This is a genomic window from Antricoccus suffuscus (assembly GCF_003003235.1).
Lineage (GTDB): Bacteria > Actinomycetota > Actinomycetes > Mycobacteriales > Antricoccaceae > Antricoccus > Antricoccus suffuscus.
Genome location: NZ_PVUE01000008.1, coordinates 140145 through 166063 on the forward strand (window position 1 = coordinate 140145; position 25919 = coordinate 166063).

The following is a 25919-nucleotide window of genomic DNA, read 5'->3' on the forward strand; positions in this document are numbered from 1 at the left end:
GCGGTTTCACGCCTGCTGAATCAGTAGCGTCAGGGAGTACTGACTCAAACGGGAGCTACTTCTTCCACTTGACTTTGGATGCCTGACTTTTGTCGGACCCAAGTGAGTGCTCAAGGGCTGTCTCGACGTTGGGCCCGGTGTCGACGACCTTCTTTACGAGCTCGGCTGCGATGGGATCGGTGGGGAACTTCTTGCCCTCTTCGTAGCTCCCGGCGAACGTTGCCCCGGCATCGTCATTGCCCCATGGCGCCTTGGCCTGAAGGTCGGTGATCTTCTGGAGTGAAGTCTCCCAGTTGCTGTTCGTGGTCGTGGCCGCTGCCTTCCACTGCGCCACTCCGTTGGAAGCGCCCTGTGGGTTGATGGTGACTTCGTTGTTAGCCATTGGTCTACTCCCTGCCCATCATGCGTGCACGCATATCGTTCGAGATTCCTTCTATGTCGCCATCCATGTGGCGTTCCAGCGTCTGGCGCGGGGCAATTTTCTCGAAGATCTCGATGACGGCCTCTTTCGCCTCTGCGATGGCCGCCTGCGTCACCTCGACGATCGACTCAGCGAGCTCACGCGAATCGGGACGACGGTAGATGCGCGGGTCGAGCTCCAACTTCTCAAGCTCGCCACGAGCGCTGACCGTGACGGTGATGAGGCCATCTTTTGACTTCTTAGTGATGCTTACGGCGCGCGCCGCTGCCGCCACCTTCGGTCCTTCAACGAGCATCTTCTCGAACGACGATTGCAGCTGCTCGGCGTACGCCTTGACGCCTGCTACGTCGGGTAAGTCCGATGAAGTCATGCCCAGTCCTCTCGAAGATCGGCTGCTACCTTTTGCCCTCGATCGCGCGGGAACGTCTTGACGACGTTGGTGAGTAAGCCCCGTCTGCCGGGGCGAACGCACAATCGACCATACTTGGAAGTACCAAGGGGCGTAACCGGTTCCATTTATCTGTTCATCTTTTGGAAACCTGGCGATTTTGTCTCCGGCCCCGTTGGTGGCCGACCGAACGCAACCGGATTGAGAGCAATGCAACTCATGCGCCTGCAACGCATCTCTTGCGCCGTTGTCGCTGCCCTGATCATGCTGGCCGGATCCGTAACGTTGGGCTCGCGGGCTGCTGCCGATCCTGCGACAGGATGCAAACAGTCACCGGACCCGAACGCCGCGATCACTGACCCGTCCTGGCCGCTTACCCAATATGACTTGCCGGACAAGGTGTGGCCGTTCACAACAGGAAACGGAATCACGGTCGCGGTCTTGGATTCGGGCGTCGATCGGAGCTATCCGGAGCTCGCTAAGAACTTGCTGCCGGGCATGGACATGGTCACGGGCCAGCCGCAAGGCAATGTCGACTGCACGGGCCACGGAACGGGTGTCGCCAGCGTTATCGCGGCACAACGAGGGGATGGTATCGGTACATACGGAATCGCGCCGGGCACCAAGATTCTGCCCGTGCGGACCTCAGAGACTCTCCAAGCCGACCAAAGCGGGGCGCCGGAGCCGTCCGGCGCGCGAGTCGCCGGTGGAATCAACTACGCGGTGAGCCAGGGCGCGCAGGTCATATTGGTCTCGACTCCCACGCTTGAAAACTCGCCCGAGCTAGAAGCGTCGGTCGCGCAGGCGATCGGCGCTGGGGTCGTTGTTGTGTCGGCCGTGGGTGACCAGCATCCGGACAAGCTGCGGCCCAACGAAGCTACGCCACCGAAATTCACGCCGTACCCGGCCGCGTATGACGGTGTCATCGGTGTGGGTGCGGTCAATGCTGATGGAACCAGACTTAAGACGTCGCAGATCGGCAGCTACGTCGACGTAGTAGCGCCAGGAGCCGACGTCATCGCTGGCGGGATCATTGGCCAGAACAGCTATTCAGATACATCGGTAGCATCGGCATTCGTCGCGGGTACGGCGGCGCTCATGCTGGCAGAGCCGGGCAATCGATATGCGGCAATGAGCGGCGCAGAGAAATCGAAAGCGGTCGCCGACACGATCATCGGCACCGCAAGCCCGATGATCAGTAAGAACACGAATGCCGGCTACGGCGCCGGAATAGTCGATCCCTACCGCACTGTCACCGAAACCATGGCGCAGACTTCACCGCAGGCCCTGCCCGCACATGTCGGTCCGCCGTACAACGCCGCGGCTGTGGCCGCCGAAGCGCGCGCACAGCGATCGGCAACGAACTCGGCAATCATCGGCTGGGCCAGTGTATTGGTAGTTGCTCTTGCCGGCATCGGCATCTTCGTGTGGAAACGCTCGCGTAGGACCGGGTGGCGGTCAGGACGTGCCGACACGACCGAACTTACGCGTCCCGAGGCCGCGCCAGAGTTCGTCTCCGGCGAGGCATTGTTTGCGCCGCCGCCCGAATTGTGATCATCCAACGGCACAAAAATGCCGACGGCCCGCGCTCCGCCGCGCGGCCCGTCGGCATTCTGAAGTGACCGGCGGTCAGCCGCTTCCTACGGTGCCAATGTTCTTTTTCTCTGACCCGGACGACAGGCCCGCTGCCTCAGTGAGACCAGTCTTGAACTGCAGAAGCGCCTCTTTGATGTGGTCGCTCGCAGTCGTCCATTCCTTTTGGCGGATTGAGTAGGCTTCCTTGGCCTCAGAATCCCATCCCGCGGTCAACGTGTTGACCTCGGTGTTGACATCGCCGAGCGTGCTGTCGAGCGCGCCGATACCGGTGCCCACGCTTGCGGCCGCTGTGTGCTGATCGTCCCAGTTGACGTGATAAGTGCCATCACCGTTGAACATTTTTCCTCCAAAGATTTAGAACGTGCGAGACCGACGTGTCGCTATTTCTTGACCAAGGCGTCGGTGATACCGGTGGCCTTCTGCTCGGCCTTCTTGATCGCGGCTTCCTGCTCCGCGTCCGACTTCTCGTACTCCTTGGCGGCAGTACCGACGTCGATGGCGATTCCGTGTAGCGCGTTGCTGAGGTTCTTAGTCTCGCGTTCGACGATCGTCTTCGTGATCTGGAACGCGCTCGCGAATGCGCCCTTCGAGGCATCGAGAATGCTCAGCTCGCCGATCATCTTGTTCATCGAAATGGTGATGGTTTGCGCCGCGTCGCCGGCCTTGGTCTCGAACGCCTTCATCTGTGGCGTTGTTGCCTTTGTGCCTGGTGCCATTGCGAATCCCTCTTTTCGTAAGTCGCAAGCCTCGGTGCGAGGCATGATTTGCTGCGTCAAGTCGGCCAAAGCGCTGGTCGAACCGACTAAACGTATCGAACCTCGCTGGATAATTCGAGGCGTTTCATCAGAAGTTCACCTCGGCCACGTAGTGGACGCGGTGCTGATCCGTCCCGTTCCGCAATCGTCGAAATTAACCGTCGCCTAGAGCGGCTGCCGCGCGGCGTCACTGTCCAACGATGGTCCAGATGGAATGCGCGCCACGAGCGATGCAGGCATCTGGACAGGCTTCACGTCTCCGTAACCTAATGCTTGGACGGCGGCGGTGTCCTTGAGAGCGTATTTCTTACCCTCGTCAGTGACGAGAAACTTCGGGCCGGTGTTCGCGGTGGGCGACAGCATCGATTCGACGATCGCCGCACTTCCGCCATTGACGAGGACGCGGTCAGCGAGGACCGCGCCGTCTTGAGTGCGTCGAGGTGTCGCCGGCGCCAGTTCGGCCCCCTCGACCGTTGCTTGGACTGCGACCTCCGGCACGCCTTTCTGGCTCTTGAATGACGCGCACATCGTCGAGCGTTCAGATGACACGTTTGCCATCGTCGGCGCGGTGGCCGGCGGGTCCGCCGGATCGTTCGCTGGCGGTTTCTGCCGTGGGGCACTATTGGCGTCGGCGGCGCTGAGCGCAAGGGCGACGGCGGGGCCGCCGGCATACACGGACTGGCTGAGGGTGGGATCCGCGAGTGTTATTTGCGCCTCCGCCGCGGTCAGTTGCCTGATCTTGTCGGCCAGTACGACGTAGTACTGCTTGCTGCTGCCGGTGTCGACGACCCGAACTTCGCCTATCTTCGCGCCGGCCAGCGCAGTTGAGGGCGCGCCGCGATTCGCGACCGGATATGGCTCGAGGTCCTTACCGGCAGGCAAAGCGCTCAGCCACGCCGTGCCGACGCGTACTTGCGGGGCATTACGGAGGCCAAGACCCTCGAGCACGGCGTCTTCTTGCTTGATCGGGTACTGATGCCCATCCACGACCAGGTGCAGCGTGTTGGTCTCGGTGTCGCGCACCAGCACGGCGTCAGATTGGATCGGCACGCCTGTGGACTTCTCGCGACCCACGACCAGAGCGGTGTTGGGGACCTCTTCGCCGCTCGTGGTCGCTGCAGGAAGCGAACACAGGGTCCACGGACCGGTCAACATGGATTCGGCTGCGGGCAGTGAGTCCGGCGCATTCGCGATGCCGATGCGTGCGGCCCGCGGGGTGCCGGCGAGTGAGTTCTGCGAGACGGATATGACGTCCTTTGTACTCACGAGGAGTGCGGCCGAGGCGAGGTTGGGGACCGGGTGTAACTCCTTGACCCCTTGGTCGTTAGGGATGTAGACGTATCGGGTGCCCGTCTCTTCCTCGACGATGACCTTATTCGCGTCTTTCCAGGTCGTGTTTCCGCCAGGTTTGATGACTCCGATTACCCCTGCCGCGGCAAGGCTGAGGATCGCGATCATCACGCTCGCGAACGCGGCGCCGCCCATCCGCCGGAGCGGACTTTGAGGCGGATCGGTTTCGCGCAGCACAATTCCAGATACCAGTCGTTGCATCATGAACTGGTACGACTGGTAGAGATCGCGTCTGCTTGCCATGGGTTAGCCGTACAGTCCGCGGAGATAACCGTAGAGACCGACAACGATGCACATCACTGGCACGATCGCGATGACGAGCAAAACGTCGAGGATGTCCGCTATGCGGCCGAAGTAGGGGGTCGGCTGTCGGCGTTGGAAGTAGATTCCGGCGGTCAGCACGAGTCCAGCGACGACGACCAGGATCGGCACCATCACCGAAATCCGGAACGTATCACTCGCGGCGAGCGAACCGAGGGCGACCGCTGTCATGCCGCCGAGCCCCGAGAACAGGAGCGGGATGCGATGCCGTGCGGCGGGAAACAGCCTCGCTCGTAACAGTGACGCGGACGCGACGACGAGCGTGAGGATGATGGCGCTCGTGAGCGCGCTCTTGACGAGCGCGAACTGCGCGACGACGAGCACTACGCTGCTTCCCAGCAGCAAGCCAGTGAGAATCTCGTCGGAGCGGCGTACGGTCGCGTGCACCCGATCGAGCGGGACCTGCGGCGGATCGGCGAGGAGGTCCTCGGTGCTCGTGGGGAGAGCCGGCACGGGCAGCTTCCCTAGCCGAATCGCGAGTATCGGGTAGATCGGGGTGAACGCGATCACCACCGTCACGATGATCGCGGCCGAGTCAAACGGGCCGATATACGAGGCGCGAGTAAGGACTGAGGCAATAATTCCCATCAACCCGATGAGCATTCCAGCTACGAAGAACTGCGTCTGGTTCGCGACGCCAACGTATGCCAGAAACGACAGCAGAAGGAGACTGGCAGACGCGACGAGGTACTCCGAGGACCCGAGTGCGTTGAAGGGGTTCTCACCGCCGAGGATCACCAGCCCGCCGCCAAATGCGTAGAGCATCGCAACCACGCCGATCGGCGTACCGGCGGCGGCATCGCTCATCGCGCGAGAGAGTACGACCGCTGCGACAAGGAGTACTACGGCAAGCACCAGCGCGACCGCGCCCGGCATCGTCCAGGACGGACCGCTCAGCATGATGAGTAGCAGTCCCACGAGCAGGGTGAGGCATGTGACGGCGATACCGGCCAACCGGGTGGCGGCGCCGGACCATGCACGACTTTGTTTGCGGGCGCCGGTCGCGATGGCGTCGACGACATCGTCGTAATCCATCTCGGGCCACTCGGCCTGCTTCGCAACGAGGTGCAGAATCTCGCCGTCGCGCACGTCTTGTACGCCGAGCGAACGACTCGGATCGACCAGGGCGCCGTCGGCGCGCCTGAGCACCCAGCCGCCATGAGCCTGACCGTCATCGGCCATGCCTTCGCCAGCATGCCGCAACAATCCGGGCAGAAGCTCGGCGACGACAATTGATTCGGGTAGAGCGACGTCGACTCGACGTCGCGGTGAAGCCACCGTCACTCGCGCGAGTCCGCTTCCGGCAATTCTGCTCACGTGGTTAAGTCCTGTGTTTTTTCCGGTGTGCTTACGCCGGTCCGTTAGCTGATTCCGTTGGCTACGATAGTGGCTCCATCAGCAGTACCTGACGCATGGGCACCGCAACCTGGGAGATTTGTACTTTTGAGCACGGTCATTGTTCGTCGCCAGCCACGCCGCGATGCTCCAGAGATTCCTTCCGGCGAGGTGGTCATCGATCCACCTCCGGAGATCCCCAGCGCGGCAGGCAAAGGCTGGACTCAAATGCTCATGGTGTTGCCGATGTTGGCAGGCGCCGGTGCGATGGCATTGATGTTCAGCAGCCGCAGCAGCGGCCCACTCGGCTACGTAATGGGCGGCATGTTCGGCGTCTCGGCTCTAGGCATGGTCGCGATGGGATTCATGAACAACTCCGGCGGTCCAAGCAAGAAGGAGATGATCGCTAACCGTCGCGCATACATGCGGCATCTGTCGCTGCACCGAAGGAAAGTCCGCAGCACGGCCGAGCAGCAGCGAATCGCGATGTTTTACCGGCACCCTGATCCCGACGCGCTGTGGGTGACGGCGGCGAGTCATCGGCTCTGGGAGCGACGGCAAGTCGATGCGGACTTCGGCGTCGTCCGTATTGGAATCGGGCCACAGTCGCTAGCTACGCCCTTGATTACGCCGCAGACGAAGCCACTGGACGAGCTGGAGCCGTTGTGCGCCTCGGCCCTGCGGCGGTTCGTGCGTACGTATTCGACGGTGCAGGACCTGCCCATCGCGATGGCGATCAACGGCTTTAGCCGCGTCTACCTGACAGGAGAGGACGAGCGTAAACGCGCCCTGGTCCGCGCGCTGATCGCGCAGCTCACCGTTCATCATTCGCCGGACGACATCATGGTCGCGATATGCGCGGGACACGATGAGCGCCCGCACTGGGAGTGGGCGAAGTGGTTGCCTCATGGGCTGCATCCCGATCGAATTGATGCGCTCGGCAATATGCGGCTGATCGCGCCTAGCATTCCCGCGCTCGAGGCGATGCTCGACGACATGCTTGCGGCGCGACCCCGGTTTAATCCCAACGGTCCGGCGACCGAGATCGCTGGACAGCATCTCGTCGTCGTCATCGACAACGGCGAGACTGATGGGTCGAGTCATCTGACGGTCGATAGCGGCGTCGAGGGTGTGACGATCATCGACTTGGGCAATCCACCGCCGAGGTTGCTCGACAACGCGACGCTCTCGCTCGACATTGCCGCTGACGGCAAGATGCGCAGCATCACGAAAGATGCCGAGACCAACATCGGCCGTGCGGACGGCTTGAGCGGACCTGCCGTCGAGGCTCTCGCCCGTCAGTTGGCGCCGCTACGGGTTTCGGTAGGTGCGACTGGCGAACAGGCGATGAGTACGGCGCTGGACCTGGCCGATCTGTTGGAGATGGGCGATCCGTTCGAGTTCGCCGTCAAAGACCATTGGAAGCCGCGGGCCAATCGCAACATGCTCCGGGTCCCGATCGGCATCGGACCGGAGGGCCAGCCGGTCGAACTGGACATCAAGGAGTCCGCGCAAGACGGGATGGGCCCTCACGGTCTGCTGATTGGAGCGACCGGATCTGGCAAGTCCGAGCTGCTGCGCACGCTCGTGCTGGCGTTGGCCACCACACACAACTCCGAGACCTTGAACTTCGTGCTGGTCGACTTCAAGGGCGGTGCGACGTTCACCAAGCTCGACCGATTGCCGCATACAAGCGCCGTGATCACCAACCTCGCTGACGAACTGCCGCTCGTCGACCGGATGACGGACGCGATCAATGGAGAACTGCTACGCCGCCAAGAGCTGTTGCGCAGTGCTGGCAACTATTCCTCGCTGCGCGACTACGAGAAGGCGCGGATGGCCGGTGCGCCCATTGCTCCGATGCCGAGTCTGCTGATCATCTGTGATGAGTTCAGTGAGCTGTTGTCAGCCAAGCCGGACTTCATCGACATGTTCGTGCAAATCGGTCGAGTCGGCCGCTCGCTCGGCGTACATCTTCTGTTGGCGTCGCAACGACTGGAAGAGGGGCGGCTGCGTGGCCTCGACACCCACTTGTCGTTCCGCATCAGTCTGCGCACGAACTCGGCTATGGAGAGCCGTGTCGTCCTCGGGTCGCCCGATGCCTTCGAGTTGCCGCGAGCGCCGGGCCACGGCTACATGAAGTACGGCACCGACCCACTCACGCGGTTCCGGGCGGCGTACGTGTCTGGGGTTTACCGGCGGGCGACCGGTTCGGCTATCGCCACGTCGGATGGCTCCGGCCCCACTGTGATGACGTACGACACGCAGTACCTCGCCCCGGCGATCGACGAGGACGAGGTTAAGGAGGAGCCGGTTGTCGATCCCGACGAATCGGTCGGCGAGAGCCTGCTCGACGTACTTGTCGAGCGCGTTGAGGGCCAGGGGCCGCCAGCGCACCGAGTGTGGCTACCCCCGTTGGCCGAACCGCCCACGCTCGATCAGTTGCTTCCGTCGCTCGTGCGCGACGAACTGCGCGGAATCACCGTGTCAAACCCCGATCTGCAAGGGGCGCTGCAAGCACACATCGGCCTGATCGACCGACCGCTCGAGCAACGCCGCGAAACCATGCGGATCGATCTGGCGGGCGGAAACGGCCACGTCGCTGTCGTCGGGGGCCCGCAGAGCGGAAAGAGTACGGCGCTGCGCACGATAATGTGCAGCCTCGCATTGACTCACACGCCTCGAGAAGCGCAGTTCTACTGCCTCGACTTCGGCGGTGGCTCGCTCGGCTCGCTGCGTGGACTGCCGCACGTCGGCGCCGTGTCGTCGCGTAACGAGATCGCGCAGATACGCCGGACCGTTGCCGAGCTGCATGCGCTGCTCAACCAGCGGGAGACTCGGTTCGGCCAACACGGAATCGATGGAATGGGTAGCTATCGACGCCGGATGCGGGCCGGTGACTTCACCGAGGATGCCTTCGGCGACGTGTTCTTGTTCGTTGACGGCTGGCTTACGGTGCGCAACGACTTCGAGGACCTTGAAGCGCGGATCACCGACCTGGCGACCCGTGGATTGGCATTCGGAATCCACGTGGTCATCGCCGCCTCGCGGTGGATGGACTTGAGACCGGCGATCCGCGATCTTATCGGCACCCGCATCGAGCTGCGCCTCGGCGATCCGAGCGACTCGGTGCTCGACCGGCGCGCCGCGATGAATGTCCCCCAAGAGGCACCCGGACGCGGCATCACGGACGACAAGATGCACATGCTGATTGGCCTTCCGCGCGTGGACGGGGTGCAGAACGTCGAGGATCTGAGCGATGGCGTGGGCGTGCTGGTCGACGACATTCGTGGCGCGTGGCAGGGGCCTGCCGCGCCTCGTGTGCGGTTGCTTCCGGACATGGTGCGCTACCAGGATGTCCCGCCCGATCGCAATCGCGGAATCGCCCTCGGGATTTCCGAGGACGATCTTGGCCCGGTATATGCAGACCTCATGAGTGAGTCGCACTTCGTCGTGTTCGGTGACGCCGAGGTCGGCAAAAGCGCGCTGTTGCGGGCCATCGGCCAGCGCATCGTCGATACCTATACGCCGGACGAAGCGCGGATCATCATCGTCGACTACCGACGTAGCCTTCTCGGCGCGCTCACGACCGAGCACGTTATCGGGTATGGGACCTCCGCGCCGACTTCTGCGGACATCATCGACGAGGTGTGCGGTGTCATGCGTGACCGGCTGCCGGGGCCAGACGTAACCCCCGAGCAGTTGCGCAACCGAAGCTGGTGGAGCGGTCCGGAACTGTATTTCCTCATCGACGACTACGACCTCGTCGCGGCCGCCAACCCCAACCCGGTCTCGTCCTTGGTCGAGTTTCTGTCGCAGGCGCGCGATGTCGGCCTGCATCTGATTCTCACGCGGCGCAGCGGCGGCGCCGGCCGGGCACTCTACGAGCAGACCCTCATGCGTCTGCGTGAACTAGCGGTCCCGGGCATCGTGATGTCCGGTGACCGTGACGAAGGCGCCCTAATCGGCAATGTGCGTCCGCAGGCGCTACCCGTGGGCCGTGGGTATCTGGTCACTCGCAAGGAGGGGACCAGGCTCATTCAGCTTGCCTACCTACCGCAGGAGTTTGAGGAGTCGTGAGCGCCTTCGCGAGCCGCGAATTTAGCGCATGACCAGCAAGTGACGTGATCGTAAATTCTGCTGTTTCGGTCGACGTGATCGGCCAGATCATGGCAGGCTTGAATGTGGCAAAGACGTGGCAGTTCAAATAATTTGCGACGAGCGGGAACGTGCGCTGGGCTACGGGCCGTCGTAATCCGGTGCCACGTCAGTGACATACACGCTAGCTGTTTGAGGAGAGTTGCAGACCATGGGTGGATCATCGATCTTCGCCGAGACTGACAAATTTATGAGTTTCTCGACAGCGACCGGGAAGTCGATGACTACGTTTATGGACGCCGCTGGTACTCCTATCGGCCAGCTGGGCGCCAAAATGGGCATGTGCGGTGTCCCAGGGGGCCAGAACGCGATGACCTATTATCGCTCGGTCATTGAGCAGTTCAACCAATTAATGGAGGACCTGCCGATGGGCGTCGGTGCTCTTTCGCAGGGCGCGGTGACTATCGGCGCGAACTACATCGGGGCGGACCTTGACTCAGAGGCCGGGATGAACGTCGTTGCCGACACCTTCAACCCAAAGAAGGGCGACCAGACTACGCAGGACGCCCTCCAGAAGCAGGCGGAGAAGGACGGTAAGAATCCCGATAACCAGACCAAGGACGGCAAGCTGCCCGCTGCCGACGACATGACCCCGGACAGCTACGAGAAAGACAACCAAACCGAAGGTGGGCAAGCCTACAACGACGCTTCTGCGCATCAGACGAGCGACGCAAACAACGGAAACGGGGAGCGAAAGGTCTGGGGCAAGGACCCGGAGGAAAAGTAGTCTCGTGCCCGATCGACGCAGCTATGAAGGTGGATTGACATGAGCGATGATGCCTGGCTCAAGTCCAACCAGAATTTCGGTTACGAGGCTCCGTCAGACTACGGGTCGTATACCAACCCGGAGAACGCGCACTACGACACTCCAGACTGGGACAAGGAGATGGCGAAGGCGTCTCCTGCGGATGCTCAAAAGTCGCAACTCGACCCGGGCAGCACGGACATCAACCGGCACTACCCGGCGATCGCGGCGGAGGATCCGCAGTCAATCTATGAGGCCGCGACGGCCTGGGGCAGTCTGCATGATGCGTTCGACACGCTAGCTTCGGACCTCGTCACCAATGGCAAGCACCTTGAGTCGAGTTGGGACTCGCCGGACGCCAAGGACGTGTTCTTCGAGTACGTCGGGAAATCGACGTACTCGATCCGCGAATGGCAGAAGATGGCAGGAACAAACAGCGACGCCTTGTGGACGCTGTATAGCGCCGTGTGGGATGCGAAGAACGCCATGACCCGCGAGGGTGGGTTATGGGATCAGTTCATGGCCGACTATCGATTGGCGCATGCTGATCAGGAGATCTTGGAAGGCCCGTCGAACACAAGGATGAGCGGCAAGGACGTCTACACGTCCAGCCCTACCGACGCGCAGCAAGAAGTAGCCGACCGCCGCGGCCTCGATACGCATACGACGCACTCCATGATGGGTTCCGGTGGTAGCACCGTCGATTTCTACGACAAAAACGGCCGTGATCTCGTCGGGCAGAACCTCGATCATTACACGAAGCGGTCTCGCGATGAGATCATGACGCCGATATCGACGGCATACGACAAGGCGTTCATGGCCTTGACGACGGCACCGAAGTTTCGGGGCCCGACTAACGCGGTCACGCCAGAGAAGGCGATCCGCGACGCCCAAGGCCGAATGCGGTCTCAACTGCCCGGCCCGCCCGGATCCCCTCCTGGGGCACCGGGAGCCGCTCCCGGTGCGCCGCCCGCGGCGCCAGGTAATTTGACGGGCGCTCCTCCGCAGGCACCGAACCTGGGCCAGGCTGGGATGATGCGTCCGAACGGGACGCCGCCTTCGCTCCCGGATGGCTTGACCGCCGGACAGCGTCCCGAGGGGCTCCCGGGCTCGGTCAACGAATACACCAATATGCCCGCGGCACCGAATGTCGTCATGCCGGTAACGGCGACAGGGAATCGAACCAGTTCGGGGCCGGCGCCAGCGGCCCCCGACCTATCTCAAGCCAACCAAAACGCGCCGGCGGCGCCCAACCTCAGCGGGACCGCCGGTGCCACTGGTGACGCTGCCGGGGTACCCAACGCGCTGGCCGGTCGCGGCGTGCCGCCGGCGGCACCGAACGTCAACGCACCGAGTAATCCCGGCGTGCCAGGTGGCGCGCGCCCGATGTCGCCACCTGGTGGCATGGGTCGCGGTGGCCCGCCCGGGGCACGGCCATCGTCACCGTCGCTGAGTGGGCGTAACGGGACCGGCGCGCCCAGCCGTCCTAGCGCCCCTGCGCCGAACCTTCCCGGACGCGGCGGTGGCCCACGCCCCGGCGGGCCCGGCAACGGTCGAGGCGCGCCGCCGTCATTGCCCGGCCGTAATGGACAGGGCAAGCCTGGCGGCCCGAAGCCCGGCCGTCCCGGAGTCCCTGGATCTGGAGAACCCGGGGCACCGGGAGCGCGTCGTCCGGGGATGCCGGGCCGCGGCGGCGTACCGAAAAGTCTTGCGGGTCGAGGCGACAAGGTCGCCAAATCCGCGATGAAGACACCGACCAGACCAACTCCGACCGAAGGCCTCGGCGGACGCGCTGCCCCTCGGCTGAGCCGCGCTGAGACGCTCAAGAGCGCGCGTGCGGCGCTTCGTCGCAGTCTGGGTGGCCGACCGGCAGAACCTGCTGACCTCAACGCCCCTCGCGGCAGTCAAATGTCGAAAGAAGAGAAGCGCAAGATGGATATGCGGCGCAGGGACGAGGAAGCCGCGGCGCCGTACGGCGGTATCGTGGGCGACCATGAGTTGTTCGATATTCGCGAGGAAGGGCGAGGCGTGCTTGAGCCCGCCGCGCAGAGCGGTCCAGTCAAGCGCAGTGGACCCGCACTCGGCGCTGGCCGGCTCGGATAGCCGGTGACGTCACCGAATCCGCCATCGCGAGATGGCGATCAGCGAAGCGACCCAGCACAACGTCCAACCTCCGGGCAGTTTGGTGATGCGGCGGCCTCTGTGAGCCCTCAGGTCCCACCTGCCACGAGCGCTCCGGGTGGCGTCATCGGCGGGCGGCAGGTTTCCGCTGATTGGCTCGGCCGAGCGGCGGCAACCTCGAGCGATGCGGCGGTGATCGCACCCCCGGCGCGCAGCGCATCCAGAGAGCAGAACCTGACCCAGTTCGACGTCACCGAAGAGGCGAGGGCACGCGCCCGGACCAAAGCGGTGGCCGAGCAGCACGCGTTAGCGCTCGCCCAGGCGCGCGAGCGCGCGGCCGCGGAGTCCGAGCAAGACGCCGAGGCGAAGGCGCGCGCCCTCGCAGCGACGGCTCCGTCGGTGCCCCCTACAGTTCGCGATGAGTTGCGTCCGCACGCTCGACGTGATCGTGCTCGGTACTTCGGCGTCCATGCCGGTCAGATCATGACGTGGGAGGGTGCCGCATTCGGCTTGCTCGCCGCGCACCGCCAGCCGTTAGCCGTCTTGATCCCCGTGGCCGTTATCGCGATTGCGGCCGTCCTCGTGACTGCCGTCAAGGTCAACGGCCGGTGGCTTTATCAGTGGTTGGGATTGCGTGCCCGATTCCATACCCGGAAACGTTCGTATGCCGGCGCGCCAGGCGATGCAGACACGTTACTCGCATCGATTGTGCGAGGAGCGAAGATCGAGACCGTTGAGATCGATGACGATGAAATGGCGATCGTGTCGCATGCCGGCGGATTCACCGCGATCCTGGAACCCGGACAGGACAACACCTCTCTTACGTCGCAGTCGATCGTGGAGTCCTCACCGTTACCTCCACTCAACGATCTGCTGCCCACTGACGATGACGGACCGCTTGTCTCGGCACAGATCGTCGTACATACGACGCCCGCGCCCGGAATGGCCGGCGAGCAGGATGCGGCCGCGAAGTCCTACGCGGAACTCAATGGCGTCTCGATACCGGCGCAACGACGAGTGTGGGTTGCGCTACAAGCGCAGCACACCGCTGATGAGTTCACCGGCGCTCAGATGCGTGGCGCGCTCGTCAACGCCGTTCGGCGGCTCGGGCGCAGGCTGCGTAAATCAAAGCTGTCTGTCAACATACTGAGCCGCACCGAGACGGTCGCAGAGTTCCTCGCGATGTTGAATCCCTCGTCTGGCGCGATCGATGCTCAGAACCTTGCGATCACCGAAGACTGGACGACCTGGAGTGCCGGATCCGGCGTGCACACGTCGTACAGGGTGCTTGGTTGGCCCAACCTCGCCGATCAGACCGGTTCGAGGCTCGTCGACAGATTGTCGACGGTGCCGACATTGGCGACCACGATTGGAATCGCGGCCCGTCGGTCCGGATCCGAGCTTGAGTTGGAAGCCACCGTCCGAGTTCTGGCGGTCGACGCGGCAGCGGCGGCGAGGGTGAGCGCGGACCTGATGCGCGCGGCCGCAGACTGCGGCGCACAGCTCCAGCGACTCGATGGCGAACAGATATTCGGGATCGGAGCCTCGGTACCGCTGGGAGGTTTCGCCGCATGATTTCGATGCCCACTCAAATCGGCGTACAGGTTGCCGATGACGAGACCGCCGCTGCGTTGCACCTGTCACTCGGCGGGGCGGGCCTCATCGTCGGAAATGACGAGCACGGCGCTTCGGTCGCGGTCCGTTTTTTTGAGCGCGAGCCGCGCAACTACGTATCGATCGGCGGGCTGAAGTTCCTGCAGCTGCTGGCTTTTCGAGCGCTTGGTCTGAGCGCATCGGTTGTTGTCAAGACACAACGGCCGGCCGCATGGGAGTCCTTTGTGCGGATCTCGGCCGGGAGTACTGCTTCGATCCGCTGCGTGCCAGAGATAGCTGACGTACCACGGGGTACGCCGAACCGCCCGGCACTACTCATCGTTGACAGTGACTCCGGGATCGCAGGTGAATTGTCGAACGGTGGTGACTGGTCTGCGGTCCTGTCGGCGTACGACTATGTGTCGCAATGGAACATCGAGGCACTGGCCCACGCCGACACCGTGTTTGCCCAATCGCTGTCGATGGCCGAAGCAACGCTTGTGACGCGGAAGCTGGCCATCGATGAGCCGCCGGAGACCTTGGGTCGGATCCCGGATGGACAGCTGGCGGTCGTGAGCCGACACGAAGTGCACTTTGTGCACCTGTCGATGACATCGGTTGAGAAGTGGATGATCGGCACCCTCGAACGTCGCTAATCGGGTGACTTGATGAACGTCGAGTGCATCCGGCGTGCGCGAATCTCGATCGCTGGCACCCAGCGTCGATAAACTCCTCGTTCGATGCGATCGAAGCCGTATTCGGCCGCCTTGGGAGCGAGCCCGCCCAGGTATTCCACCTGCACAGTGTCATCGCGCTCGGCACAGATCGCGCAGTCGAGACCGCGCCATTGAGCCAGTGCCAGGCTGTAGTAGATGACGTCGCACTCGTCTGCGTCAACCGGCTGCACGTAGGTCCCGTCGCCGATCTCATCGAAGCCGAAGCGCGGTGTCGGGCTGTATAGACGAACTTCGAGGCCGTCGTCGGACGGGTAAAGCCCGCAGCGGAACTCTTCACCGTCGTATCGCGCAACGTACGCCGACAAGGGCGCGCTCATGAGGTTTCCCGCGGGTCGAGTTTCACGGCAGAGACGGAATCTGGGACGCGCATCCGCGGCGGACCCGGAGGATCTTCTTGCGGCGGGTCCGCAACTGCCCGCACCATGTACCAGGTTCGAGTGTCCGCGCTGTAGATCGCACGGCGGTGTTCGTCACCGTTTCGGTCGAACTCCCAAACTTCGGCACCGTGTGGCAATTCCAGCGCCGTGACCTTGAACTCGACGACGGTCGAATTCGGGTTAGGCGCGAAACCGAGGCCGACAAACGGCTCTTCCTCGACGACCCAGCCATCGACGGCTGCGCACTGCGCCGCATCCCGCCCGCCGAACGGGATGCGATAAAGATCGCTCGCTACCGCAGGCCAGCGCAATAGGTTGATCGAACCGTTGTTGAAGATGAACTCGGCGGGGTTGATGATTCCGAGCGCTTCTACGAGGGCGCCGGGTGTGGGGACATCGAGGACGTCACCAAGTTGATGGACGTAGCCCGAGATTCGGGTGATCGGCACGGTGAAGAGGTCGAACAGATCATTGACGCCGATCACTTTCTGCATGAGAGGTACCGGCGCATCGGGAAAGATCTCTTGTTGCTGCTCAAGTGTTAGCGCGGACCACTGCGCGAGGGTTGCAGCGTCGATGGTCAGAAACACTGGTACGCCGGGGTTGACGGCGAGCCCCCAGCGATTGTCCGGCCACCCGGCCGCCAACCCGGGAAAGGTTGTGATCCGGCCATGGCCGAATCGGTCACCGCCGACCTGCTGCATCAGTTCTACAGAGGTGTAAGCGACGACATGGGTGCCGCCGTGCTCGTCGGTGTACGTCGCCCATTCCGGCGGCTCATCACCGTCGAACGCGGCCTTGGTAATGGGCAGGACCAGCTCGGCGCTGCGCAACAACGCCAGCGCGGGGCCGTCGTCCTCCCTCTCATACGCCTCGCCGAGGGCTACTTCCAATGGGCTGGTGGGCATCCAGTTCTCCATGTGCAAAGCGTATCGGACCACGATGGGCCCTTCCGGTCGCATCGATCGTTGTCGGCAAGTACCCTCGACTGCGGATTTGATTTAGACCGTACTGATGTGAAGACACGATTGCAGCGGAGTTATGTCTCGTACCTTGCAGGTTGACCCGAACCGATCTGGCGCCTACCCCAATCTCCGAGAGGCAGTGGGCGATGCGGCAGCCGGGTCAACGATCGTCGTCGCGTCCGGGAGCTATAACGAGACGGTCGATGTATCCGGCCTCGACCTGACGATCGCCGCGGCGGAAGGCGATGAGGACGTCATCATCGACGGCGAGGATTCGTACGATCCGGCGATCGTCTGTCGTCGCGGCGAGCTCGTGCTGCGTGGCCTCACAGTCCGGTCGGATGCGTCTGACGCGCTCAGGGTGACCGATACGCGACTCACTGTCACGAAGTGTGACTTCTCGTCGAAGTATGCATCCGCAGTCCGACTGGGCGATCGCTCGGAAGTCTCGCTCGACGGGAGCACCATCTCGGACTCGCAGCAAGGTCTGATCATCGAGGACACGTCGGGCACGATCGAGAATCTGACAATTAAGAACTGCGCGGACGACGCGATCGTCATCCGGCTGGGGGCTGACCCTGTCCTTCGCAACGTCGCTATCGACGGATCTGGCCACCGCGGTATCTACATCTATCAGTCAGCGAAGCCATCGATCGAAGGCTGCGAGGTCGCGAACACTCGTGAGGAGGGCATTCTCGTCGCGCAGGGCGGCGCGCCCAAACTCAACCGGTGCCATGTGCACGACATCCAAGCGAGTGGAATCTCCTTTGCTGCCGGCACCGGTGGTGATGTGCGCAGCTGCAACGTGGAGCGTACGGCGCAGCCCGCGATAGATATCGCCGACGGGGCCGAGGTGACGGTCCATGAAGGTAACTCGAAGTCCGCGGGCGTCGGCTCGGTCGAGGTTGCCAAAGGCGATCCGGCGAAGGTCGAACAGCTGCTAGCTGAACTCGAGCAGATGGTCGGCCTCGATGGGGTCAAGGCCGAGGTTAAGTCGATCATTGACGAGATCCAGGTCAACGAGTGGCGCCGCAGCGCGGGTCTCAATGTCGATGGGATGAGTAATCACTTGATCTTTGCCGGCGCTCCGGGCACGGGCAAGACCACGGTTGGGCGCATCTACGGACAGCTTCTCGCGGCCCTCGGGGTACTGCCCGGGGGGCCGCTCAGGGAGGTCTCGCGCCGGGATCTCGTCGGCCAGTACATCGGGCACACCGCAGAGAAGACGGCCGCGGTGTTCGACGAGGCGAAAGGTGGCGTTGTCTTTCTTGACGAGGCGTACACGCTGACGCGGCAGGCCGGCAGCGGTGGCGGAGACTTCGGGCAGGAAGCGGTCGACATGATCGTCAAGCTCATGGAGGACATGCGCAAAGACATAGCGGTGATCGCGGCCGGGTACACCAATGAAATGCGCGAGTTCCTCGACGCCAACCCCGGCCTTGCGTCCCGGTTCGTCAAGACGATCGAGTTTGAGAACTACTCGGCTGAAGATCTGACGTTGATCATTACCCGAATGATCAACTCGGGTGATTACAAGGTCGGCGATGGGGCGGAGGCATGCCTACTGCGGCATTTCCAGACGATCCCGCGTGATGAGAATTTCGGTAACGCGCGCGATGCACGCAAACTCTTTGAAAAACTTCGCAAGGTGCAGTCGCAGCGGCTGCGCACGCTGACCGATAAGCCGACGATGGACCAACTGCTGACGATTACGTTGGCGGACGTGGAGGTGGCGACCGGCATCACCGGTTCGGCTCCGGCTAGTCCTTCAATGAGTGAAGCCCCAACGCCTCCGGCTGCTTCTTCGGATGGGATCGACTCGGCGACTCGCCGCTGGCTCTGATCACGCGGCGGATGAGGTGACGGACGGACCGGGATTTTGTGACGGATCGAGGGTGGTTCTAGTCCGGGCGTCCGCCGTACTCGATCAGTAGCTCGCGGTACGCCGACTGTACGTTTTCGAGCCGGATCAGGGAAAACCGCTCCGGCTCACGTTCGTAGATTTCGCGTCCCCGTTCGCTGCGCAACGCCGCACTGGGGACCGTTTCGGTGTGTGGGTCGGCGAACGCGATCGCCTCAGTGACAGCGGCAAAGGCGGTCGCCAGCAACGAGCGGGCCTCTGCCCGATCGGGGCCCGCGGCGGGTGCCGACTCTGGTACGGCGTCGGCGAAGCGGTCGGCGACGAGCATCCATTCGCCTGGGTCCAGCAGCTCCGACGTCCCTTCCCCACCAAACAGGTCGGCGTCCGTGTCGATCTCGTACGGCGACTCGGGCAGCAGGAAAGTGAACTCGCGCGGTTCGCCGCAGTCCTCACACGTGCCGTGGTAGTGACTGCACAGACCGTCAGGCGTGTCGATGACGCTCGACGTGCGGTCAAACGTCGCGCAGCCGCACAGGCACGGATGGAGGTCCATATATATGTGCGATTCAGCGTTGGTTCGCGCTACCGCGATACGGTCGCTCATGGGACGGACAGTGCCGCCTCGAGAACGTTGGCCGCGAGATCGTGTGCGGCGCGGACCGTCGGTGCGGCTAGAGCGTCGTACCTCAAGTGGCTGCCGGGGGCGAGGTGAGGGTCGGACGGAATCGTAACGACGGCTCGGCACAACGGGGCGAAACGTTGGCGAGCTTCGGCCAGGTCGATCCGCGGGTTGTTGATGTCCACGTTGCCGATCGCGACGATGCTTCGTCGGGCAAGCGCTTCGTAGCCGATCGAGTCGAGCCACTGCAGTGCGTTGTGGCTCGCCAGCACGCTGTCCATGCTCGGCGCGGTCGCGATGACCAGTGAATGCGATGCGGAGATGACCCGTTGCATCAGTGTGCCGGCCATCCCGGCGCCGCAGTCGGAGACCGTGATGGGGAAGTGCCGGTAGACCGCGCGCATCGCCTGGACATATGTCGCCTCGCCGAACGCTGCGCTCTGCGCTGGTGTGCGGCCGGTAGGGAGTACCCACACGCCGTCGTTATTGCGACTGATTGCCCCGGCGAGCACGTCGAGGCTGCCAGGGTCGCCCATCTGTGCGATGTCGTGCGAACTAGCGACGGGCGCGATTCCCATCCGCAGCATCAGAGAGCCGTAGGTTGTATCGGCGTCGAGCAGCAGTACCTGTTCGCGGCGGGCTCGCGCGGCAGCGGTGGCGAGCATGATTGCCATGGTGGTCTTTCCGACGCCGCCCTTCATGCCGACGACACTGATCCGCCGAGGCGTGTGGATCGGCAGCTCGAGGCCGTTGCTGACCGGATTGGCCGGCATCGACGCCGGTGCTCTGCGCATGGGGAACCGCCGCCGAGTCGGCACCTGCTCGAGCCCGGCAACACGCGGGTCGAGATGCGGTGCCTGGGGACGTTCTGGTGCGGCGTACGGGTCGACCGCGGACTGGCGACCGGGCTCGACGAAGCTGTTGGCCGGTGGCGGCGGCACGCTTGGAGCCGGCGGCTGGCCGGCCCCGAATTGTTGCGGTACGGCGGGTCGCTGCGGGGCGGCAGACCGTTGTGGCGAGTGAAACTGTTGGGGGTGGCCGGCCTGTGGCGGGTGTCCGGTCTGCATCGGCGGACTGGCCTGTACGGGCGGGCTGGACGGTACCGGCGGACCGGCGTGTGGTGGCTGCCGACGGGTCAACGCGGCGCGGCGGTCGGTCGAGCTGGAGTCTGCGAGTGGCTGCTGCGGAGCCTGCGCCGAGTGCGGCGTTCGGAACTGTTCCGAGGTCGCCGACGGCGGCGGGGGAGCCCACACAAGTGGTGCTTCGTGTGTCGACGAGCTATCAGCCGGCGCGACCGGTTGCGGCGCGGACTCGGGCCGCGAGTCGCCGAACGGGTGCCGAGGCGGAGTGCTCATGCGTCAAGTACTTCGATTCTCGATTTCGTCGTGGAGTGATTTACTACCCGCGAGGCCCTCGAACAGAAGCGCTGCGGGCACGCGTTTTAGGGTACGTCATCTGCGCTCTACGACGCGGCCCCGGGGATTTTCGTGCCATCCCGTTGAGGAAACCTGGGTCGCCGTCAGCTTTTGGCGAGGCCGCGGCTGATCACGAGTCGTTGGATTTGATTGGTGCCCTCGAAGATCTGCATGACTTTGGCCTCCCGCATGTAGCGCTCCACTGGGAAGTCCTTGGTGTAGCCGGCGCCGCCGAGGACCTGTACGGCGTCCGTAGTGACCTTCATGGCGTTGTCCGTCGCGATTAACTTGGCGATGCTGGCCTGTTGGGAGTACGGCTTGCCGGCGTCCTTCAGACGCGCCGCCGACAGAGTGGTTGCGCGTGCGGATTCGACCGCGGCGGCCATGTCGGCCAGCACGAACGCGAGCCCCTGGTGGTCGATGATCGCGCGCCCGAACGTCTCGCGTTCCTTCGCGTAAGCGACCGCGACGTCGAGCGCTCGCTGGGCTAAACCGACCGCCACCGCGGCGATCCCGAGCCGGCCGGAGTCGAGTGCGGCTAGTGCAATCTGCAGGCCCTGCCCTTCCTCGCCGACGCGCCGGTCTGCGCCGATCGATACGTTGTCGAATCGCATCGTGGCGGTCGTGGAGCCGGTCAGTCCCATCTTGCGTTCCGGGGTGTCCGCGCTCAGGCCGGTGGTGTGCGACGGCACCGAGAAGCAGGAGATGCCGCGCGAGCGGTCGTCGGAGGTGCGGACCATCGTGGTGTAGAAGTCAGCATGACCGCCATGTGTGGTCCATGCTTTGGCGCCGTTGATGACGTAGTTTTCGCCGTCGCGGGTCGCTCGGGTAGTCATCGCAGCGGGGTCTGAGCCCGCTTGCGGTTCGGAGAGGCAGTAGGCGCCGAGCAACTTGCCGCCGAGCATGTCGGGCAGCCACGATCGCTGCTGGTCGGAGCCGAAGCTCGCGATCGCGAAACAAGACAGCGCGTGCACGCTCACGCCTACCGCGACGCTCGACCACCGCGACGCGAGCTCTTCGAGGACCTGTAGGTAGACCTCGTATGGTTGGCCGCCGCCACCGATCTCCTCAGAGTAGGGCAGTCCGAGTAGACCGGCCTCGCCGAGCACGCTGAAAACCTCGCGCGGGAAGCGTTCATCCGCCTCGTCCTTGGCTGCCTTGGGCGCCAGCTCGGCGTCGGCGATCTCGCGAGTGAGTTGAAGAAGGTCTTCGGCCTCACGGCTGGGTAGAAGTCGTTGAACGGCCACGTCGTACCTCCGGCAGGGCAAAATTCAGTGAGTGATCATTAACTGAAATATCTGCCGCTAATTGTACGTAATGAATGGGCCGTACGCGGACTCAGGATTCGTCCAGCCACGCCCGGACGGAGTCGTTGTGCTCGCCGAGCAGCGGCGGGTAGCGATGGTCGCGGTGCCATTCGGTGTCGTCGTCGTAGAAGCGCAGTGGAGGGCCGGGCAACTCGATGTTGCCCAAGACCGGATGGTCGACGTCAACCACGAGGCCCTGCGAGCGCACCTGGTCCCACTCGTAGACCTGCTCAAGATTCTTCACTTCGCCGCACGGCACGCCGACCTCGTTGAGCTTGGCCAGCAAGTCTTCGGTGGAGTACGCCGCAAACGCCTCGTTGACCAGCTTGCGTAGCTCATGGGTATTGCGCACCCGGTCGCCGTTGTTGGCGTACTTCGGATCGGCGGCGTCAAAGCCGAATGCCGCCGCGAACTTGCCCCAGATGCTCTCAGAGCCGACCGAGATCTGCACGATCCCGTCCTGGGATCGGAACAGGCCGTACGGCGCTACGGACGGGTGGTGGGGGCCTTCGGCAACCGGCAGGTCCTTGCCGACGGTCCATCGAGTGCCCTGAAATGCGTGTACGCCGACGACGGACGCGAGCAGGGACGTGCGGATGACCTTGCCTTTGCCGGTGCGCTCACGTTCGTAAAGCGCCGAGACGACTCCGTAGGCGCCGTACATCCCGGACAGGACGTCCGCGATGGGTACGCCGACCTTGGTGGGCGTTTCGGGATCGGGCCCAGTCATTGACATCAAACCGGCCTCGCCCTGTGCGATCTGGTCATAGCCGGCGCGGCCGCCTTGCGGGCCGTCGTGACCGAACCCGGTGATCGACAGGATGACGAGCCGGGGGTTGATCTCGTGGATGCGTGTGGTGGTGAACCCGAGCCGGTCAAGGACACCGGTGCGGAAGTTTTCCAGCAGGACATCGCTTTTTGCGATCAGCTTGGTCAGAGTGTCCTTGCCATCATCGCTTTTCAGGTCGAGCGTGATCGACTCCTTGTTGCGATTGCAGGATAGGTAGTAGGTCGCGATCTCGTCGTTCGGGCCGACGAACGGCGGACCCCATCCGCGGGTGTCGTCGCCGGATCCCGGCGACTCGACCTTGATCACGCGGGCGCCGAGGTCGCCGAGCATCATGCCGGCATGCGGACCGGCGAGTGCCCGGGTGAGGTCGACGACGGTGACCCCGTCGAGCGGGCCGGGCTGTGACTCGATCATGCTGTCCTCCGCGTATTCGGTGATCGTGTTCTGCAAACAGGAGCGCCCACCATGCTCGCATGGCCGGGAGCGCGGTCCGTCTCACGCCTCTCGGCGGATATACAACAGTGTGACGGCGCCGGCGAGCAGGACGAGCCACAGGCTGATCACGCGATATACCAGCGTGATCGCGATCGCCGTACTTGCCGGTATCCCGATCCCGACTAGCGCGACTCCGATGGCGGCGTCGACGACTCCGAGTCCGCCGGGCGTGAGGTTGAGCAGTTGCAGTCCCTGACCGGCGGCCCAGGCGAGAACGATCCCGGCCCACGGCACGTGTCCATAGATTGACAGCGTGACCGCGGCCAGGCAGCCGGCCTTGGAGAGAACGTTGGCGAGCGTGAGCGCCATCGTGAGCAGCGCACCCCGGCCACCGAGCCGCAATGCGGCGATCCGGTCGATCCCACTGAGAAATGCCGTCTCCATTGGAGCGGAAGGCCGGTGTCGCAGTCCGCACCAGGTCCGTACGACCCAGAGCGCGACCATGCGACCGCGGCGGCGTACCGACTCGTGATGCAGGCCGACCAGCAAAATCAGCACGGGTACGACGATGAGTGCGATCGAGAGCAGTCCGCTGATCACGCCGGCCTTGGATCCGGTCAAAGCGGCGGCCGTCGCGGTCACCGCGGCGTAGACCACCGTCGTGTAGATCCCGGACATCGCGAGTGCCCAGCTTGCAACCGTTGGTGCGACGCCGATCTTGGTGAACCGCTTGTAGGCGAAGACTGCCGCCGCCGCCGGGCCGACAACCGGAAGCGACAGCGAGATCGCATTTCCGGCGTACGTCGTTGCGACTACCGACGGCAACGAGTAGTGCCCGCCCTGTACGTCGAGAAACCGGCGTTGTTGACGGGCTAGGGTTCCGATCGAGGCGATTTGGAGAGCGACAGCGACAAGAAGCCAGCCCCAACTGGCATCGGCCAGGATGTCGGGCAGGTCGTCGAGTCGGCGCCACTGGGTCGCGACGAGTGCGACGAGGAGCACGACTCCTACTGCCGGGACAACCCTCCTGCGTAGCCAGTGCGTGGCGATCGGTTTGTGGGGGCCGTCAGTGGGTGTCGCGCTGTCGTCGGTGAGCGCTCCAGATATCTTGATGAGGTTGATTATGCCAGCGTGTGGGGCGCGTTGACGGGTGCGCGCGACCGCACGTACGGTTTGGTCAACAAGCATGGCTAATCGCTCATTTGAAGGGGACACGCATGAGGCGTGGCGCTGAGAAAACTGCCGACCTGATGGTGATTTTCGGCATCACAGGTGACCTTGCTCGCAAGATGACGTTCCGCTCGCTCTACCGGCTTGAACGCAAAGGCCTGCTTGACTGCCCGATCATCGGCGTCGCGAGCGATGAGATGACAGTGGAGCAGCTGGTCCAGCGCGCAAGCGACTCGATCAAGGAGACCGGCGAGGACTTCGACCAGAAGGTTTTCGCCCGGTTCGCCGCCCGGCTCTCCTACATCAGCGGCGATGTCACCAAAGACGACCTGTACGACGACCTGACTGCGGCCGTGAAGAAGTTCAAGCGGCCGCTCTACTACCTTGAGATGCCGCCGTCGCTATTCGGGCCGATAGCCGAGCAGCTCGGCAAGGCGGGGCTACTGGAGGACGCGCTGGTCGCGGTCGAGAAGCCGTTCGGTCATGACCTCACGTCGGCACGGGAACTCAATACGCGGCTGCACAAGGTCTTGCGAGAGGACCAGCTTCTGCGGGTGGATCACTTCCTGGGCAAGGAACCGGTCATCGAGCTGGAGTACCTGCGGTTCGCCAATGTCGCGTTCGCCGAGCTATGGGACCGCAAGAGCGTCTCGTGTATCCAGATCACCATGGCCGAGGACTTCGACGTCTCGGACCGTGGCAAGTTCTACGACTCGGTAGGCGCATTGCGCGACGTCGTACAAAATCACCTACTTCAGGTGCTCGCCTTGGTCACGATGGACCCGCCCGCCGGCGCGGGCGCCGACGAGTTGCGGGACAAGAAGACAGATGTATTCAAGGCGATCCAGGCGGCCGATCCCGAGCACTACGTGCGCGGGCAGTACGCCGGCTACACCGACGTACCCGGGGTAGCGGCTGACTCGACAACCGAGACGTTCGTTGCGTTGCGTCTCGAGATCGACAACTGGCGTTGGTCCGGCGTGCCGATCTTCCTGCGCGCGGGCAAGTCGCTCGCAGTGCGGGCCACCGAGGTCCGGCTGTTCTTGCGGCGTACGCCGAAACTCGCCTTTCTGCCGGAACTGACGCGGGCCGAGCCCAACCAAATCGTGCTGCGGATCGACCCCGATCCAGGGCTGCGACTGGCAATCACCGCCCGCGACGACGGCACGTGGCGTCCGGTCAACCTCGATACGTCGTTCAGTACACCGCTCGGTGAGCCGCTCACGCCGTACGAGCGGCTCTTCCGAGGAGCGCTCACCGGCGACCACAGCCTGTTCGCGCGGCAGGACAGTGTCGAGGAAACGTGGCGCATCGTGCAACCGTTGCTCGACAACCCTCCACCGGTGCACTCCTACAAGCCTGGTTCGTGGGGACCGACCGAAGCGGATGCCTTGATTCGTGGGCATCAAAGCTGGCACAAGCCGTGGCTGGAGAAAGCGCCCTAGGTGGCGTCGGACTCG

21 protein-coding genes are annotated in these 25919 nt (G+C 63.6%); 8 read left to right on the forward strand and 13 right to left on the reverse strand.

Annotated features, from left to right (window positions below; all coding sequences use genetic code 11):
* Nucleotides 1-55 precede the first annotated feature (55 nt).
* Together CLV47_RS11295 and CLV47_RS11300 are read right to left on the reverse strand one after the other, a co-directional pair.
* On the reverse strand, nt 56-382 hold the full coding sequence (locus CLV47_RS11295) for a hypothetical protein (RefSeq protein WP_106349142.1): 327 nt from the start codon (nt 380-382) through the stop codon (nt 56-58).
* A gap of 4 nt (nt 383-386) precedes the next feature.
* The gene (locus tag CLV47_RS11300; RefSeq protein ID WP_106349143.1) at nt 387-791 is read right to left on the reverse strand and encodes a YbaB/EbfC family nucleoid-associated protein; all 405 of its coding nucleotides are present in this window, start codon (nt 789-791) and stop codon (nt 387-389) included.
* Between the two features lie 228 nt (nt 792-1019).
* Between CLV47_RS11300 and CLV47_RS11305 the strand changes: the two genes are divergently transcribed.
* Nucleotides 1020-2363, forward strand: coding sequence for a S8 family serine peptidase (locus CLV47_RS11305; protein ID WP_106349144.1), 1344 nt, complete (start codon nt 1020-1022; stop codon nt 2361-2363).
* 75 nt (nt 2364-2438) lie between these two features.
* Here CLV47_RS11305 and CLV47_RS11310 read toward each other — a convergent pair whose 3' ends face one another.
* The 4 genes from CLV47_RS11310 to eccD form a co-directional block, all read right to left on the reverse strand.
* Nucleotides 2439-2744 (reverse strand): WXG100 family type VII secretion target, encoded by a 306-nt coding sequence (locus tag CLV47_RS11310; RefSeq protein ID WP_106349145.1) that lies wholly within the window; start codon nt 2742-2744, stop codon nt 2439-2441.
* Nucleotides 2745-2785: 41 nt separating this feature from the next.
* Nucleotides 2786-3121: a type VII secretion target gene (locus tag CLV47_RS11315; RefSeq protein WP_170111041.1), complete on the reverse strand. Its 336-nt coding sequence runs from the start codon at nt 3119-3121 to the stop codon at nt 2786-2788.
* 204 nt (nt 3122-3325) lie between these two features.
* Complete coding sequence (gene eccB, locus CLV47_RS11320) at nt 3326-4753, reverse strand: type VII secretion protein EccB (RefSeq protein WP_106349147.1); 1428 nt, start codon at nt 4751-4753, stop codon at nt 3326-3328.
* A gap of 3 nt (nt 4754-4756) precedes the next feature.
* Nucleotides 4757-6148, reverse strand: a complete 1392-nt coding sequence (gene eccD, locus CLV47_RS11325; RefSeq protein WP_106349148.1) for a type VII secretion integral membrane protein EccD — start codon at nt 6146-6148, stop codon at nt 4757-4759.
* Between the two features lie 126 nt (nt 6149-6274).
* Here eccD and eccCa point away from each other — a divergent pair, with 126 nt between their 5' ends.
* The 5 genes from eccCa to CLV47_RS11350 all read left to right on the forward strand — a co-directional run bounded on the left by eccCa (nt 6275) and on the right by CLV47_RS11350 (nt 15439).
* On the forward strand, nt 6275-10246 hold the full coding sequence (gene eccCa, locus CLV47_RS11330) for a type VII secretion protein EccCa (RefSeq protein ID WP_106349149.1): 3972 nt from the start codon (nt 6275-6277) through the stop codon (nt 10244-10246).
* Nucleotides 10247-10475: 229 nt separating this feature from the next.
* Nucleotides 10476-11051 carry a hypothetical protein gene (locus CLV47_RS11335; RefSeq protein WP_106349150.1) on the forward strand — a complete coding sequence of 192 codons (576 nt, stop codon included), beginning with the start codon at nt 10476-10478 and terminating at the stop codon, nt 11049-11051.
* A 39-nt stretch (nt 11052-11090) separates the two neighbouring features.
* Nucleotides 11091-13172 (forward strand): hypothetical protein, encoded by a 2082-nt coding sequence (locus tag CLV47_RS11340; RefSeq protein WP_106349151.1) that lies wholly within the window; start codon nt 11091-11093, stop codon nt 13170-13172.
* Between the two features lie 99 nt (nt 13173-13271).
* Complete coding sequence (gene eccE / locus CLV47_RS11345) at nt 13272-14765, forward strand: type VII secretion protein EccE (RefSeq protein WP_146135366.1); 1494 nt, start codon at nt 13272-13274, stop codon at nt 14763-14765.
* Nucleotides 14762-15439 carry a hypothetical protein gene (locus CLV47_RS11350; protein ID WP_106349153.1) on the forward strand — a complete coding sequence of 226 codons (678 nt, stop codon included), beginning with the start codon at nt 14762-14764 and terminating at the stop codon, nt 15437-15439. The genes eccE and CLV47_RS11350 overlap by 4 nt, the downstream gene beginning before the upstream one ends.
* On the opposite strand, the gene CLV47_RS11355 is transcribed toward CLV47_RS11350, so the two are convergent.
* Nucleotides 15436-15837, reverse strand: coding sequence for a hypothetical protein (locus tag CLV47_RS11355; protein ID WP_106349154.1), 402 nt, complete (start codon nt 15835-15837; stop codon nt 15436-15438). The two genes, CLV47_RS11350 and CLV47_RS11355, sit on opposite strands and share 4 nt — an antisense overlap.
* On the reverse strand, nt 15834-16817 hold the full coding sequence (locus tag CLV47_RS11360) for an SseB family protein (RefSeq protein ID WP_170111042.1): 984 nt from the start codon (nt 16815-16817) through the stop codon (nt 15834-15836). The genes CLV47_RS11355 and CLV47_RS11360 overlap by 4 nt, the downstream gene beginning before the upstream one ends.
* 121 nt (nt 16818-16938) lie before the next feature.
* On the opposite strand from CLV47_RS11360, the gene CLV47_RS11365 reads away from it, so the two are divergent.
* Nucleotides 16939-18705, forward strand: a complete 1767-nt coding sequence (locus CLV47_RS11365) for a right-handed parallel beta-helix repeat-containing protein (protein WP_106349156.1) — start codon at nt 16939-16941, stop codon at nt 18703-18705.
* A 58-nt stretch (nt 18706-18763) separates the two neighbouring features.
* Here CLV47_RS11365 and CLV47_RS11370 read toward each other — a convergent pair whose 3' ends face one another.
* The 5 genes from CLV47_RS11370 to CLV47_RS11390 form a co-directional block, all read right to left on the reverse strand.
* Nucleotides 18764-19327: a hypothetical protein gene (locus CLV47_RS11370; protein ID WP_146135367.1), complete on the reverse strand. Its 564-nt coding sequence runs from the start codon at nt 19325-19327 to the stop codon at nt 18764-18766.
* On the reverse strand, nt 19324-20697 hold the full coding sequence (locus CLV47_RS11375) for a MinD/ParA family ATP-binding protein (protein WP_106349158.1): 1374 nt from the start codon (nt 20695-20697) through the stop codon (nt 19324-19326). The genes CLV47_RS11370 and CLV47_RS11375 overlap by 4 nt, the downstream gene beginning before the upstream one ends.
* 164 nt (nt 20698-20861) lie before the next feature.
* Nucleotides 20862-22004: an acyl-CoA dehydrogenase family protein gene (locus CLV47_RS11380; protein ID WP_106349159.1), complete on the reverse strand. Its 1143-nt coding sequence runs from the start codon at nt 22002-22004 to the stop codon at nt 20862-20864.
* A 91-nt stretch (nt 22005-22095) separates the two neighbouring features.
* Nucleotides 22096-23268: a CaiB/BaiF CoA transferase family protein gene (locus tag CLV47_RS11385; protein WP_106349214.1), complete on the reverse strand. Its 1173-nt coding sequence runs from the start codon at nt 23266-23268 to the stop codon at nt 22096-22098.
* A gap of 81 nt (nt 23269-23349) precedes the next feature.
* Nucleotides 23350-24477, reverse strand: coding sequence for a lysylphosphatidylglycerol synthase transmembrane domain-containing protein (locus tag CLV47_RS11390; protein ID WP_106349160.1), 1128 nt, complete (start codon nt 24475-24477; stop codon nt 23350-23352).
* A gap of 29 nt (nt 24478-24506) precedes the next feature.
* On the opposite strand from CLV47_RS11390, the gene CLV47_RS11395 reads away from it, so the two are divergent.
* A complete protein-coding gene (locus CLV47_RS11395; RefSeq protein WP_106349161.1) occupies nt 24507-25904 on the forward strand; it encodes a glucose-6-phosphate dehydrogenase in 1398 nt (465 codons plus the stop codon).
* Nucleotides 25905-25919: the final 15 nt, after the last annotated feature.